Genomic DNA, 13971 nt, shown 5'->3' with positions numbered 1-13971 from the left:
GGGGTAAATCTTGATCCTGCTTCTGCCGGTCGAAGTTGACCAGAGGTCACGGCGCTTAATGTTGTAGGTTTCGGTCACCGTCTTGGTTGCCGCGGTAACCCCACGATCCGTCGTCTTGTTGAGAGCAGAAACAAAAGCCGCTTGATAGATAGCCGGGTTCAATGTTTCCCGGATGCTATCCATTCCTTCGACGGTGGCGGTAAATTCAGTCATGGCGTTTTCCTCCTCTTGATAGTCCGGCTTTTGTGGCAGGTCGCGGCGCTACGATTCACCGGCACCGGATAGAGTAAACGGGACATTGTTCTGTTTCAGGAACGACAGAACGGCCCGGCGTGCGGAATTGACCTGCCGGGTGATTCGCTGAAGATTCAGTACCATGTCCCGGTTGAGGTAATCCAAGAGGTGCACCTCGAAGTTCCAGACAGTCCCGATCCGGTTCGCATTTCTGACAGACCTCCGCAGTGCGCGGAGGTGATTGAGAAGGACGCGGGTTTCGATGGTCGCCTTCAGGATTGCCAACTGAAGCTCCAAGTCGGCTTCCCTGAAACCGGGAATTGGTTCCTTGCGTTTCATTCGTAATCCTTTCCCTTCAAAGCTTGCCGACTCCGACAACGCCCCGCTTAGGCCCCGGGGTCTACTCGGCAATTCTGCTTGAATTCCTCGAGTACCGACCTTGGAATGAATAGGCCCTTCGATCTACCAAACCGGAAGGCCGGTTTCAGGCGTCCCTGGTCAATCAGGTTATAGACATGCTGCCTTGAGCAGCAGATATCACGGGCAATATTTTTCACGCTAATCATCTCTTCCTTACTAAAAATCAGCGGTTTCTTCATGTTCCAGCCTCCTGCAAACTTATTTGCCAACCGCTCGTTCAATAAACACCGTGGTACTCAGTCGCGTCATCCGCAACCTTCAGGGAAAGGAGAAAGCTGAAGGCACTGAGCAACGGGAGGTGTTCACCTCTTTCACGCCACGACACATAAAAGAGCCCGTATATCCTTCCCATTGGCGCTCCACATACACCAATGGTAAGGCACAGGTCAGCCAGCCCTTAAGGCCTTGGCTTCCCTTTTTTTCTCCGCCAGACTTTCCAGTCTTTCAATGTGGGCCTTGTAGCTGGACATTTCTGCCTTGAGCCGGTCAATCTCCCACTGAATACGCCCTTCATCCCACGCCTCGTCGAAATAGAGAACGGCCATGATTCCTCCTCTGGTGCTGGATTAATCCAGGTATTTTTTCTCCAGTTGCTTGATAGCCACGTCATAACTTTCGGTACCTGTGCAGAAAGTCGCGTCATATACGTACCCTTCGAGAAACCCCATCTCCCTCGACACGACCCCGGTAGGGGGGAGCAAATTGCCCCTACCAAGTGCCACAAAAGCGCCCCGGAGAATGGCGGCTGCCCTGGAAAGCTCATTTTGGGCTATCGCTCCCCATACGGCTTGTTCACATCTCTTGAGTTGCGTCGTTATTTCCTTTTCTTTCTCCATGGCGGCACTGATGTCGTTCTCCGAAACCCTCAATACTGATGAAAATGTTTTTTCTTTCCTTTCCAGAGCGGTAACTCGCCCCTGAGAGGACTCCAACGTCGTGTCGTCTATCTCGCCCCTCGCATACTGTGTTACGGCGGCTTCTTGCCCGGTGCGGGCCTCGTGCAACTGGCGGCTGATTTGGACCAACTTTCCCCTGATTTCGTCGCGTTTCTGGTTCAGACACGCGGTATACGCCATGGCCCCTTCAAGAGCCTTGCGGTTTCTGTTGATCTCAGCTTTGATTCTTTCAATTTCATTCACCATTATTTTTCCTTTCGTTTTAATTAATTTGCGCCGTGGCGCTCCCTTCTCCAGGAGCTAGGGGCATGACCAGTACCCTTATTGAGAGAATGGAGCGGCGGGAAGGCGCATTTCCCCCATTTCCGCAAAATGGGGACCCGCTGAATCAGACCCAGACATGCGCATCTACCCTACCGGGTCCAATTTTTGGGACTCCTGATCCAACCTTTCAAGTTCGTCTTGTATGTCGCTTCGTTCCCGCTGCATGTGCACAATCAATTGAGCCAGGGCACGGAGAGCCCCTGTAAGAAGAAGCTTTTGAGCTGTCCGCTTTGTTCGCTCGTCAGGTTCTACCATCACAATCACCTCCTTTCGTCAGAAATGCGGTTCATACCGGGCTATTATCCGGGCGGACTCCTCTTCGGCCTCTTCGAGGCCCGGCCATATCAGAACGGTGGTCGGCCGTCCGAGTCAAATTGCGGGGAATCCTCGACTTGCTCTTCCTCGGGGGCACTCAGCACATAAACCCTTTGACGACCAAGTCCCGGCAGGATCTCCCGGCGGGTGTGCCCCCCACCCTCTCCCGGTTGCAACCATCCGTGTTGTCTGAGCACGTCGGCAGCCCACCGGACCGGAGCGGGGCGAACCACCTCTTTAAACTGTTCCGATGGTAGAAAATACTCAGTGATTGACGAACCGGTAATGGAGGAAATGCTTCTCTTCCACCCCCTGCGGTCTATAATCGGCCTGCCGGCCGCTCTCTGCCCGCTGTCGATCTCTTCAAACCGGGAAGCGCCGTCCCTTGTGAGGGCCATTTCCACCCGTTTCAACAGTTCAGCCTCTTCGCCATCGCCATGGGTGCCACGCTCTCTCAACCACGCCAAGAACAGCTCGGCAACACTGGCCGAAGCCTCACCATTGCCCCAGGGAAGCAGGCCGTATTTAATCCCCAACTCTCCGGCGGCGGCGATCAATGAAAATGACTTTGCAACCCGTCTCACCTGTCCACCAGCATTCGCCGGAACGTATGTGGTCAAAAATTCGGCCTCAATCTTTTCGATCCGGGCAACCAACCCCGCCTTATCCCGGCGAAGTTCAGCGACCAGTTTCTCCATGAATACCGGAAACACATGACCGTGGTTTTCATCACACATGCGCCGCAATTCATCAGCGAAGGCACCGCCGTCCGGCCTGCCATGTAGATAATCAAAAGCGCCGTACGCCCTGCTAACCGGCGTATCCACGAACCTGAGTTGTTGTCCCTGGTATAATTCGCCCTTCCCGTCGCGGCCCTTCGCTATGTCTCTAACCGGGGCTTCTCCGCCACAAACCATAACGGTCTTATAGTGCCGCTGCGGTGCGGCAAGACCGCCACGATCTGTTGCCCGTCCACGTGTAGTACCATTGCCGATTCCATAGGCAATAATCGGCAGTTTTTCCGCATCTGCCTGACTGGTTTCATCAAGGATCAGAAGACCATCATTTCGAGTTGAAGCGGTTATTTCCACGGCGGTCATCGTCGAATTGAACGACCCAACCAATTCCCGGGAACCTATAACTGACGACGCCACCACCAACAATGTGGTTTTCCCCTTCGAGCTCATAGCGTACAAATTGACAATAAAGCCCTGACGGTTCATTAACTTCAATAGTGGGGCAGTCAAAGGAAGCGAAACGGCGAACATAAGGCACGAATTCCCACGGCACAACCCACCAATGCCTGTCTGCCAGCCCGCCAGCGTGCCCACCATTCGGTAGCCGTGCGCGACATGACCTGACAGAAACACGTTGGCGGATTTCGGTATGACGGTGCCATTGGGCATAACATACGCCTGCCCCTTGCCTGTATCGATCCACCCAGGAAGGGACACATTCACATAGCGCGGGAGATTGTGACCGTGCTCAACGATTGCGAATACGGCATCAACAAATCCGGTCTTTCGAGCCCCGGCCGCAATCGTCCCCCCCAGCGCGACAAAGGTTGACCGTGCGGCTTCCCCGCCACGCTCTACCAATGCGGTTGTCGGAAGATGAAGAGGGTGCCATATCCCGTTCGGGTCCTTAACGTCGATCAATACCCCCCACGATCCAGATTCGCCCAGTGCCGGATGAGTCAAGGCGATTGGACGAATTGGCGAACAAACCTGAACCGTGTCTTCGTCCTTGTCACGAAAGACACCACGGGGGCCAAAAGTAAACTGGCTGAATTTGACACCCTTAGCGGCATCGACTGCGCTCTTAGTCTGCTTTTTGATAGCCTGCAATGCCTTCTTTCCGGCAACTTGCACAACATCGTTAAAATCTGTCGGTTGCTTGCTCACGGCGTCTCCTCGGCGGTGGAATCTATCAGGGTAAAATCAGGAGAAACCACGACACCGCCCACCATGTCGGCAGCCCTGCGGGCGGCTGTCATGCCGGGGTTTCCGGGAGTCTGCCGGTCGTCATCGGCGCAAATCAGTAAAGTAGCTGAGGGGTACTTGGTGCGAATGGATTGAGAGACGGGAAGCAAATTCCCGGCGTTGAAGGCAATGGCGACCGGGTAGCCGGTTGCCTCACAGAGAGTGGCGGCAGTGGCGAAGCCCTCTGCTACCAGAACAACGTCAACCGGCTTCGGGCCAATGGAGTGATAACAGCCGGAAATGCGGCCGCCGGAAAGGAAACGTTTTGAGCCTGAGGGGTCGATAAACTGGAGGGACCAAAGCACCCCCTCCGCATCCCGAACCGGTATCAGAAGGGATTCGCCGGACTGGCGAAGATTAAAGGGGAGTACCCCCTTCCCCACGAGGTAGGCGTGATCCGGGCGGGCGGGGGACGCCTGCCGTAAGATTTTGGAAGCGGTGGCCGATACACGAAGGAATTTTGTAATTCTGGCCTCTTCTGCCTGTTTCCTCTTCTCCTCATTCCTGCGGCGCAGCTCTTCCAATTCTTCACGGGACAGGCGGGTGAGACTTGCAGGACGATAGAACCAAGGCTCATCTATCCCAAGCCGCCAATTGCCAAACCGGCCGCCGGCCGTCCCGTCGCCGTTGTCAAACCCTTTGCACCAGGTATTCGGGTTTCTCTCGTCTTTTCCGCAATACCGGTGCACACGGCCATTAAGCTCAAGCGTCAACGGCGGGGTCAAGCCCTTGGCCTCCATGATCTCACAGAGGTATGTGTGGGCATCGCCTGCCACTACCGGCCGCCAACCTGTTGCTTTTCTGCAAAGGCTTTGAGTTGTTGCTCTGACCAAACTGTCGTGCGCGGTCCGAGTTTGGTCGGTGTCAGTTCTTCAGGGTAGGCCCTTACCCATGCCCACCACGTGCCTTTTGCCACTGGGAAAATGTGAGGGATGATCTGGTTGACTCGAAAATATTTGTTCATTGACGCCTCCACCTCTCAACCTAGATGATTCTCGGTGAGATAATGTCCGATGGAGGCCAGTATAAGGAGGGGCGGGTGATGTGTCGCGGGGGGAAAATTGGGGTGGTTATGCCCCCCCTATTTTTTTATCTGATTCCCTTCTTTCACAAGTACATCGTCAATAATCTTGTTAACGGTTCGACGATAAGATTTCAATAACCCTGCATTATGGAGCCGCTCAATTAATTTAGGGTCTTTGTCTGCGAGAAAATCACGGTATTGATTTGAAATTGCTTCATGTTGCTCATGGGGCGTTAGAGAGGGTAGAGCACGTTCCTTGATACGGGCGGCTTTACCATACTCTTTATAAATATCGGAAACTTGTGATGGTTGTAAGTGTTCTGCGATTTCTCCGGGCCACGTTACAAGGTGACAGGCTACAGGCACAGAAAAACCAATCTTCATATTGAGAAAAGCTATAAGCTCACAGATTTCTGAATAAACTAAACGTGTATATTCCTTTGAAAATGACCGTTTACCAGACAATCCCAGACACTTTTCAAGAGAAGGAACTTTATCTTTGACTGATCCTTGACAAAGATACTCATCAAAGCCATCACAAAGTTCAATTTGTGCCCAGGCCGGCACACAAAATCCTTGTTTTGTTGAATAAGTTAGAGCATACAATACCGCTAGTCGGTTGCCTCTCTCAAATTCGGTCTTATAGTGAAGCATTTCCTTTGCCGTGGAAATGTATTCATCGAGTTGTTTGTCGTCTCCATTATAATCATCAGGACAAACACGAATTGTCTTTATCGGCCATGCTTGAGCTTCGCGGCAAATCTCCAGCAGACTTTCAAGCAAAGCCTCCCTATTCAGTAGAGAAGAATTTATCATTTTCCCGCTCTCCTTTGCGGCTCCTAAATGATCCAGGGGAAGCTGGCAGGAGTTACCAGCTTGTCGGGTGGCCGCCCTATCCCCTGAAAGTGAAATTGTTATTCGATCCGCCTCAAGGTCACAGTTCCCTTTTCTGTCCCAAGTAAGGGACACGGGACAAATAAACACCCCTCGTTTTTCTAATTCCGTCCACAACTTTCTATAACAATATCAGTGTATTAACTGCATTTTGGACAGTTTGGACGGTTGGACAGCGATTTTTTACACCTATAAGAAAAAAATCCTTTTTGAATCACTCACCCTGTGCATGACCTGGAAACGGCAAAATCTTTGCCCCACATTTCAGTCCGTCCAGATAGTCGGCCCACGTCTGCATCATCTTCTTTCGCTCAGCAAGGTGTGCCGTCCGATTGTAGGCCCTGCCGTTTGGATCCTTCACAGCGTGTGCTAACTGGTGCTCAATATAATCGGGCCGAATATGCAACACTTCGTCAAGAATAGTTCGAGCCGTCGCCCGGAAGCCGTGACCGGTCATTTCGTTTTTGTCGTACCCCATGCGGCGCAATGCCGCATTGACGGCATTGTTACTCATACACCGGTGAAAGGATCGTCCAGAGGGGAACACGTAACGGCTATGACCAGTGAGGTCTTGTAACTCCCTCAATACCTCCACCGCCTGACGGGATAGCGGCACAAGGTGCGCTTGCTTCATCTTCATTCTTTCTGCCGGGATATTCCATTCACCTGCATCAAGATCGAATTCCCCCCACTCTGCGGCTCTCAGCTCTCCGGGTCGAACAAAAAACATGGGGGCGAGTTGCAGTGCACACCTGACAACAAAGCCCCCCTGATAGCCGTCTATTGCGCGAAGGAGTTCTGCTATTTTGGCCGGGTCAGTTATAGAGGCATGGTGCTTTTCTGCTACCGGGGGCAATGCCCCACGAAGATCCGCCGAAATATCCCGCTCTGCCCTCCCCGTCGCCACGGCATATCGGAACACCTGACCGCATACCGTTCTGATTCGGTGCGCCGTCTCAAGAGCCCCACGAGCCTCAACCCTACGTAACGCCATCAGCAATTCAGAGGGCTTGATTTCTACAATCGGACGGCTACCCAGCCAGGGGAATATGTCGCGTTCCAGCCGTGACATGATCGTCTCTGCATGGCCTGGCGTCCAAGTCGATAAGAACCGGGAGTGCCACTCCCTTGCCACAATCTCGAAACTGTTTTCAACCTCACTGACACGCGCTGCCTTTTGCGCCTTCCGTACCTCTCCGGGATCAATGCCGGACGCCACAGACTTACGAGCCGATTCCCTTTTCCCCCTGGCATCAGCCAAAGAAACTTCAGGGTACGATCCGAAAGCCAGCTTCTTTTCCTTCCCGTCAAACCGGTACTTGAATTGCCAAAGCTTACCACCCGATCGAGTAACCAGAAGATACAGCCCCCCACCATCGAACAGCTTCGCATCTTTTCCAGCCGGCTTCGCATTCCTGACCTTAATGTCTGTTAGCGGCACGATCCGTTTAGGCATGGGGCTTTTCTCCTTTATGGGGGCCTCCGGTTTTGCTTGGGGGCTTTTACCCCAAGAAACGGCCCCCAAAATTCCCAGATTTCACTAGACCATATAGCACACTATCAGACAAACACAAATAAAAAAGCCCCGATTTCTCGGGGCTTCTTGTACTACTCTGGTCCTTACTGAACCTTTAAATGGTGGAGGGAACGACGACCTACCGCAAAACAGCCTCAAAGCCCGCGCTCCTCGTAACTCCTTGATAATAAACGACGAAGTCATCTTGCACAACAACTTCCCAACAACCCGACCAGAGAAACGATTTTCTCCCCCGATTTCCCAGCACCGGACGAGGGTTACGGGTTTGCAGTAAAACCGGATACCTGGCGTCGAGCCGCAACAACTTCGAATCCGGTTTTCGGACGCCGGTTCGGTTCCAAAAACGGGAATCGAATTGGCCTATGCCTGCCCGCCAAAAACCGTGCTGATCAGGTAGGCCGTATAGCCCACGTAACAGACCAACAGCACCGCGCCCTCGATGCGGTTGATACGTCCTGGTCCCCGGAATCCATAGCCGATCACGAATAGCGACAGGGTCAGTGCGGCCATCACCAGCATGTCCCGGTTGAAGACTTCCGGCCCAACGGCCAGCGGGTGAATCGTACCGGCGATCCCCACCACCGCCAGGGTGTTGAACAGGTTGGAGCCGAGGATATTGCCGAGAGCGATATCGTGTTCGCCCTTCCTGGCTGCAATGATTGATGAGGCCAGTTCCGGCAGCGAGGTGCCGACCGCGACGATGGTCAGGCCGATGATCAGATCGCTGACCCCAAACCCATGAGCGATCTCCACCGCGCCCCAGACCAGAATGCGGGAACTGACAATCAAAAGAGCCAGACCGACCACCAACCAGAAGACCGCACGGCGAATGGGCATGGCGCGAACGTCCAGCTCCTGCTCCATCTCGCTTCCCAACGCATCCTCTTTTTTCCGCAGCCCTTGCCAGATCGTCCAGGCCATCAGGCCGCCGAACACGGCAAGCAGCACGATGGCATCAAGCCGGGTGATCTCGCCATCCCAGAGTTGCCATGCCGCCAGCGCCGTGACCACCGCGAGGATGGGCAGTTCCTTGCGCAGCACCTGCGAATGTACGGCGATGGGGCTGATCAGGGCCGTGATCCCCAGGATCAGGGCGATGTTGGTGATGTTCGAGCCGTAGGCGTTCCCCAGCGCGATGCCCGGGTTGCCCTGCGAAGCGGCCAGGGCCGACACCACCATCTCCGGCGCGGAGGTACCGAAGCCGACAATCACCATGCCAATCAGCAGCGGCGGCATGCCGAAATGGCGTGCGGTGGATGCCGATCCCTCCACAAAACGGTCGGCGCTCCAAACGAGGAGCGCCAAGCCAAAAATTACAGCGATGAAGGCCAGTGTCATACGAAATATTAGCCCCTCAAGCGAGTTCCCAGCGATCAATCAGAACTTCAAGCAGGTCCTTTTGCCGTTGATCGACAACAGATGGTGTCCATTCAGCGGTTTTAAGAACCTGCGTCGTCAGAACGTATGACGACACTCCTCGCTTCCCGCCAAAGTACGCTGTCTTCTTGGTGTCGAAATCGAAGTTTTGTGCTTTCGAGTTCCGCTTCTGTGTAAGGGGCACAAGATTCGCTATGCGATGAACCCAGCTCTTCCGTCCGTCTGGATCGGGCCATAACCTCTCCCATTCGCTCCCGTCGCTGACGGTTTGCGGAAGAACGTGCTCGATAGTCAGTAGGGTTGGATCATAGGTTGCGGCCCCATCTGACAGGAATGAATCCAAGCGCAGGATAAGGTAATTTCGGCGGCGAGCCGTCAACTCATAGATCTTGCCATCAAGGGCTTCTTTCATCTCATCGATTTCAGCCTTGGTCAGTTCGACGCTGACGGCAGGTGCATCCTTTGAATGCGGCGCTTGCAGGGAAGCAATAACCTCTGCATAACGTTCGATGCGTTGATTCACGTTTTTTGCGCAAATATGCAGATAGGCCGCCAGGCGCTCCAACTTTGTAAAGAACCACAGAACGTATTCCGGGTGATCTTTCTTCTGTGAAAGGAAGAGGATCGCTGGCGGCAGCCAATCGGAGTTATCGATGCGATTCAGCCATTTCAGAAGACGATTCACGTCCTCAGCATTTTTCGTGGACACATATTGCTGTGATTTTGCGATGAGGTATGAATCGGCGTAGGGCTCCAGGACTTTTTCAATCAGGTCTTCCGGGGTGGCTACCACGCTCAGCACATGCTCCTTGAACTCCTCAAGTAGCGCACGCTTGGCCTTTTCCCGAGCATAAATCATCCGGATGTGTCCAAACAGGTCATTGAAACCATTCCTGCCGGTTTGAACTTCGAGTTCCTCCCATTTTTCAGTGAACTCATCCTGACGCGCCGGGGCAATTCGCCCAATAACATCAGCCTTAACAATATCGGAAGGGAGCAAATCTAGGCCTCGGTTGTTCAGCACTGAGAACACCCTGAAGGCGGATTGCTGGCTTGGCGTTGACACCGCCACCAAAAAGCACCGTTGAACCAGAAACGCGCCAAAAGCACATAGCTTGTCGGCGTCACTGCCGAAGGTATTTTTAAGTCTGTCCAGCAACAGGCGACTGTTCGACTGAATATTCTTCTGAGATTCGTTGTCGAGACCAGCAGGATCAAGGCCGAGCAGGGTATCAAAATCAAGAGACTGAACGTGTTTCGTAAAAAACTCACGGTCTCTTTCTCGGAGAGAAAGCCTCGGTTTAGGCTTCAGTCCCTGGGAGGCACGTCCTGGCTCCCTTATGTAGTTCTCGAAGTCACTCCTCAGATCGCCCGAAAGATTTGACGTTATCGATGAGAGGAGAATCGTCAGCGTCGTTAATCTCTGCTGACCATCAATGACCTCAGAGTATGGCTTTCCTTCTTCTTTGATCAGAACAATGCTGCCGAGGAAATAAGTGTCTTCCTTCTCGCGGACGTAAAAATCATATAGGTCGTCAAACAGCTCGGACGCCTGGTCCACTGTCCACGCATACGGCCTCTGATACGACGGTATGACATAATCAAAGTCGGAGCTGAATATTTTCGAGAGAGGATATTCGGCACCACTGATTTTTTTGCTCATCTTGTCTCCTTGTTATTAACCATCTTCTCGAAATTCCAGCTCCGCTAAACTGGGACGACGCTGCCGCATCCAGGCCCGGATATCTGGCTTCTGCCACCGGTTTGAGGCGATACCTGGATCTGCGTGCTGATCCGCTCCTTCAAGGCGGGCACGTGCGAAATGACGCCGATCAGCTTGCCGTCCTGCTGCAGGCCCGCGAGGGTTTCCAGGGCGGTGTCGAGGGCTTCCTCGTCCAGGGTGCCGAAGCCTTCATCCAGAAACAGCGAATCCACCCGGACATTCTTGCTGGCCATATGGGACAACCCAAGCGCCAGGGACAGGCTGACGATGAAGCTCTCGCCGCCGGAAAGATTCTTCGTGGACCGAATCTCTCCAGCCTGATAGTTGTCGACCACGTTGAGCTCAAGGGGCTGAGCATCGTCTCGGGCCAGCAAGTAACGGTCGGTCATTTTCTGCAATTGCCGGTTGGCGTGACCAATCATCATTTCGAAGGTCAGCCCCTGGGCAAAATTGCGGTACTTCTTTCCGTCTGCGGAGCCGATCAATTCGTGCAGGTTTTCCCACCTGCGGCACTCTTTTTTCTGGGCCTCGATAGCTGCCTGCTTTTCCTTTATCCGCTCTTTAGCGGCCGCATTTTCACTCAACTTGTGCTTGAGACCGGCAATGATGTCCCGTAGCTCTTTCAGGGCCTCCTCTTGCTTTTTGAATTGGGGCTCGAGCTCTTCCAATGATTTGTCGGTGATCTTGCTGGCCACTTCCTTAGCCAAGCGCGTTTCCCGATCCTTCTGTCTGGCTTTCAGATCTGTTTGACGCTCATCAAGATCCTTGGCCGTGGCTGTCAGCTCCGCCCGAGCTTCAGAGGGCAGTATGGCCGCCAGGAACTGTTCTTCATTTGAAAAGCCAACAGGCGCGAGCGCTGCGGAGAATTCTGTTTCAAGCCTTCTCAGTTCCGGTTCTCGTAGGTCGATGCGTTTCTTCAGAGATTCGACATGGGCCTTCGCGGTATTCCATTTTTGTTGGAGCTCATTGTGCCGGTCTCTGACCTGCTTTTCGGCACCTTCGGCATCCGAAATCGCCTTGTTTAAACGGCGCTCCTCATCGTCGGGATTCTTGTCGCCGTACAGTGCATTGCGCTCATCACTTCCGATGGCGAGATCCTTTTTCAAGGTCTCCAGGCGTTCCAGCTTTTCATTCAGGGCGGTGCTTTGAGTTTCGATAACCGCATCCAGCCGCTTCACCTCGCTGTCGATGTCGGCAATCTGTTTCTCGATGTCCGCCTTTTTCTTGACCTGGGCCTGCCACGCCTTCAGCCGCGCCGTGAGGGTTTCGATCAGTGATGAAATGTCCGTTTCGGAGATGTCCGCAATACCAAGCGGCTGGAGCTTGGTAGCAACAGCCTGCCTGTGTTCGGCAAAATCGGCACGGAGTTTCACCAGGCCGTCCTTCACCTCGGCGAGGGCTTTCTCGGCAGCCTTCTTGTCATTAGCCGCTGCTGACTCCAGCTTTTCACCATCCGTAAGGTTTGTGCGGGCCAGTCGTTCAGCGTCTTCGAGTTTCTTGATGGCGGCTTCCTGATCCTCGGCTTTGCTGATCAGGCTGGCCAGGGAATCGATCTTCCGTTCGGTTTCATCGGGGACAGGGACATTCCCTTCCGCGAAGGGGTGTTCGGTCGCGCCGCAGAGCGGACAGGGCTTGCCGTCTTCCAGTTTTGCCCGGTGATCTTCAAGTTCCGCAATTTTGGTCAGGAAGGCCATTTCACGCAGCAGGGTTTCCTTCTCGGTGCGGTATTCCCGCAACAAGCGGTCTCCCAGCAACTGGCTCAATGCATCTTTGCCCTGCTGAAGCTGTTTTAAGGCGTCCTCCAGTTCCTGCTTCCGAATGCCGGATTGCTTTTGACAGTCGTCGAGTGACTTTGTCGCCAGTTCCAGAGTCGTATTGGCCGCTTCTTGAGCAGCCTCTTTTTGAACGATTTCTTTTTGTTTGGAGAGCAGGCCGCCGATCTGTTCTTCAACGCCAGCCAGACCACTTATCAGCCATTCATCCTGTGCATGCTCCTTGAGATAGCCGTCCACAAGATCCAGCGTCTCATGAGCCTTGGATCGTTTGTCCTGCTCTTCGAGCCGTGTCTTTTTGTCTGCATCAATTTTTGCCGTAGCCTTCTTGCAGCCCTCATCCTCTTCCGATACAGCTTTTTTCTGATCGGCATGTTTCTGATCAAGGGAGCGGACCTTCTGCAATGTAGGCGTGGCCGCTTTCAGCTCTTCTTTGGCCTGAGCAGTTTGTTGCTCAGCTGATTTCAGTGCCTCGGCCTGTTCCTTGGCGGAGGATTCCAGTCCAGGAAGCGCCTCTTCCTCGGCTTTCAAGCCTGCACTGTCATCCGCCTGCTGTTTGCGGGTGGCGGTGAGCGTTGCGTATGCGCCGTCCAGCGAGGCGGCACTCAAAGCCCGGCCCAGCTTTTCACGATCCGGTTTGAACGCCTCGATATCGCCCTGCAGCTTGCTCGCTTCATCGGCCAGGTTGACGATTTCCTTCTTCAGCCCATCGATGGTGGTGAGCCAGGCTATGGCCTTCCCGGTATCAGCCGTCCTGGCGGCAAGGTCTGTCTCATCCTTCTGCTTTGCATCGAGTGCCTGCCCAATCTCTTGTTCCTGCTCCGGCTCAAGAATCACGATGCCTGCCGTTTCAGCCTGGAGCAGGTTCAGTTTTTCCCTCTCTTCGCGCTGGCGTTCATGGACACGGATGGATATCTGACTGTAGATCTCTGTACCCGTTATCTGCTCCAGGATAGGAGCCCGATCATCCGGTGCCGCTTGGAGGAACGCGGCAAAGCCGCCCTGGGCCAGCAACATGGAGCGGGTAAAACGGTCAAAGTCCATGCCGGTAGCGGACTCAATCTGGTCGGCTACACCTCTGATCTTGGATTCGAAAATTTCGCCGGAATCGGCATTGGCAATTTCGTGCTTCGGGGCCTGGAGTTCACCATCCGGCTTCTTGCGTGCCCGGTGTTGGCTCCAGTGACAGCGGTAACGCCCGGTCTGGGTTTCGAAGGTCACCTCGGCAAAGCATTCGCCGGTCTGGCGGGACATGATTTCGTTTCCGCTCTTGGTGACCTTGTTCAAGCGCGGCGTCCGCCCGTAAAGGGCGAGGCAAATAGCATCGAGGATGGTGGTTTTCCCCGCGCCGGTGGGACCGGTGATGGCGAAGATGCCGTCAGACGCGAAGGCCGGATGCATCAGGTCGATTTGCCATTCGCCGACCAGTGAGTTCAGATTCTTGAAGCGTACCTGCAGGATTCTCATCGACAG

The 13971-nt window shown here is 53.9% G+C and carries 13 protein-coding genes; all 13 read right to left on the bottom strand.

Features of this window, described 5'->3' with window-relative positions; all coding sequences use genetic code 11:
• Positions 1–213, bottom strand: a 213-nt coding sequence (locus tag AC6CDK_RS11655) for a hypothetical protein (protein ID WP_496639837.1), incomplete at its 3' end; no start/stop codon positions are given.
• Positions 214–261: 48 nt separating this feature from the next.
• Positions 262–573, bottom strand: coding sequence for a hypothetical protein (locus AC6CDK_RS11650; protein WP_192905163.1), 312 nt, complete (start codon positions 571–573; stop codon positions 262–264).
• A 47-nt stretch (positions 574–620) separates the two neighbouring features.
• Positions 621–833, bottom strand: a complete 213-nt coding sequence (locus tag AC6CDK_RS11645) for a helix-turn-helix domain-containing protein (protein ID WP_192905164.1) — start codon at positions 831–833, stop codon at positions 621–623.
• Between the two features lie 207 nt (positions 834–1040).
• Positions 1041–1199, bottom strand: a complete 159-nt coding sequence (locus AC6CDK_RS11640; RefSeq protein WP_161792678.1) for a hypothetical protein — start codon at positions 1197–1199, stop codon at positions 1041–1043.
• Between the two features lie 21 nt (positions 1200–1220).
• The gene (locus AC6CDK_RS11635) at positions 1221–1796 is read right to left on the bottom strand and encodes a hypothetical protein (protein ID WP_192905165.1); all 576 of its coding nucleotides are present in this window, start codon (positions 1794–1796) and stop codon (positions 1221–1223) included.
• A gap of 422 nt (positions 1797–2218) precedes the next feature.
• Positions 2219–4093: a DUF927 domain-containing protein gene (locus tag AC6CDK_RS11630; protein ID WP_192905166.1), complete on the bottom strand. Its 1875-nt coding sequence runs from the start codon at positions 4091–4093 to the stop codon at positions 2219–2221.
• On the bottom strand, positions 4090–4947 hold the full coding sequence (locus AC6CDK_RS11625) for a toprim domain-containing protein (RefSeq protein WP_496639836.1): 858 nt from the start codon (positions 4945–4947) through the stop codon (positions 4090–4092). Before AC6CDK_RS11625 ends, AC6CDK_RS11630 begins: the two co-directional genes overlap by 4 nt.
• Positions 4947–5135 carry a transcriptional regulator gene (locus AC6CDK_RS11620; RefSeq protein ID WP_192905168.1) on the bottom strand — a complete coding sequence of 63 codons (189 nt, stop codon included), beginning with the start codon at positions 5133–5135 and terminating at the stop codon, positions 4947–4949. The genes AC6CDK_RS11625 and AC6CDK_RS11620 overlap by 1 nt, the downstream gene beginning before the upstream one ends.
• Positions 5136–5252: 117 nt before the next feature.
• The gene (locus tag AC6CDK_RS11615; protein WP_192905169.1) at positions 5253–6011 is read right to left on the bottom strand and encodes a hypothetical protein; all 759 of its coding nucleotides are present in this window, start codon (positions 6009–6011) and stop codon (positions 5253–5255) included.
• A 292-nt stretch (positions 6012–6303) separates the two neighbouring features.
• Positions 6304–7545: a tyrosine-type recombinase/integrase gene (locus tag AC6CDK_RS11610; protein ID WP_192905170.1), complete on the bottom strand. Its 1242-nt coding sequence runs from the start codon at positions 7543–7545 to the stop codon at positions 6304–6306.
• 441 nt (positions 7546–7986) lie between these two features.
• Positions 7987–8964, bottom strand: a complete 978-nt coding sequence (locus AC6CDK_RS11605) for a calcium/sodium antiporter (protein ID WP_192905171.1) — start codon at positions 8962–8964, stop codon at positions 7987–7989.
• A gap of 16 nt (positions 8965–8980) precedes the next feature.
• On the bottom strand, positions 8981–10666 hold the full coding sequence (locus tag AC6CDK_RS11600; protein ID WP_192905172.1) for a DUF262 domain-containing protein: 1686 nt from the start codon (positions 10664–10666) through the stop codon (positions 8981–8983).
• Positions 10667–10710: 44 nt separating this feature from the next.
• The gene (locus tag AC6CDK_RS11595) at positions 10711–13965 is read right to left on the bottom strand and encodes an AAA family ATPase (protein ID WP_192905173.1); all 3255 of its coding nucleotides are present in this window, start codon (positions 13963–13965) and stop codon (positions 10711–10713) included.
• Positions 13966–13971 lie beyond the last annotated feature (6 nt).

The sequence above is a fragment of the Geobacter sp. PheSNFMC genome, assembly GCF_059620965.1.
This window is presented reverse-complemented; position numbering and strand designations above follow the sequence as displayed.

Excerpts from the sequence above, each read along its gene's own strand:
- AC6CDK_RS11650 (WP_192905163.1), bottom strand. The coding sequence starts at position 573 with ATGAAACGCAAGGAACCAATTCCCGGTTTCAGGGAAGCCGACTTGGAG.
- AC6CDK_RS11645 (WP_192905164.1), bottom strand. The coding sequence starts at position 833 with ATGAAGAAACCGCTGATTTTTAGTAAGGAAGAGATGATTAGCGTGAAA.
- AC6CDK_RS11640 (WP_161792678.1), bottom strand. The coding sequence starts at position 1,199 with ATGGCCGTTCTCTATTTCGACGAGGCGTGGGATGAAGGGCGTATTCAG.
- AC6CDK_RS11635 (WP_192905165.1), bottom strand. The coding sequence starts at position 1,796 with ATGGTGAATGAAATTGAAAGAATCAAAGCTGAGATCAACAGAAACCGC.
- AC6CDK_RS11620 (WP_192905168.1), bottom strand. The coding sequence starts at position 5,135 with ATGAACAAATATTTTCGAGTCAACCAGATCATCCCTCACATTTTCCCA.
- AC6CDK_RS11615 (WP_192905169.1), bottom strand. The coding sequence starts at position 6,011 with ATGATAAATTCTTCTCTACTGAATAGGGAGGCTTTGCTTGAAAGTCTG.
- AC6CDK_RS11610 (WP_192905170.1), bottom strand. The coding sequence starts at position 7,545 with ATGCCTAAACGGATCGTGCCGCTAACAGACATTAAGGTCAGGAATGCG.
- AC6CDK_RS11605 (WP_192905171.1), bottom strand. The coding sequence starts at position 8,964 with ATGACACTGGCCTTCATCGCTGTAATTTTTGGCTTGGCGCTCCTCGTT.
- AC6CDK_RS11600 (WP_192905172.1), bottom strand. The coding sequence starts at position 10,666 with ATGAGCAAAAAAATCAGTGGTGCCGAATATCCTCTCTCGAAAATATTC.
- AC6CDK_RS11595 (WP_192905173.1), bottom strand. The coding sequence starts at position 13,965 with ATGAGAATCCTGCAGGTACGCTTCAAGAATCTGAACTCACTGGTCGGC.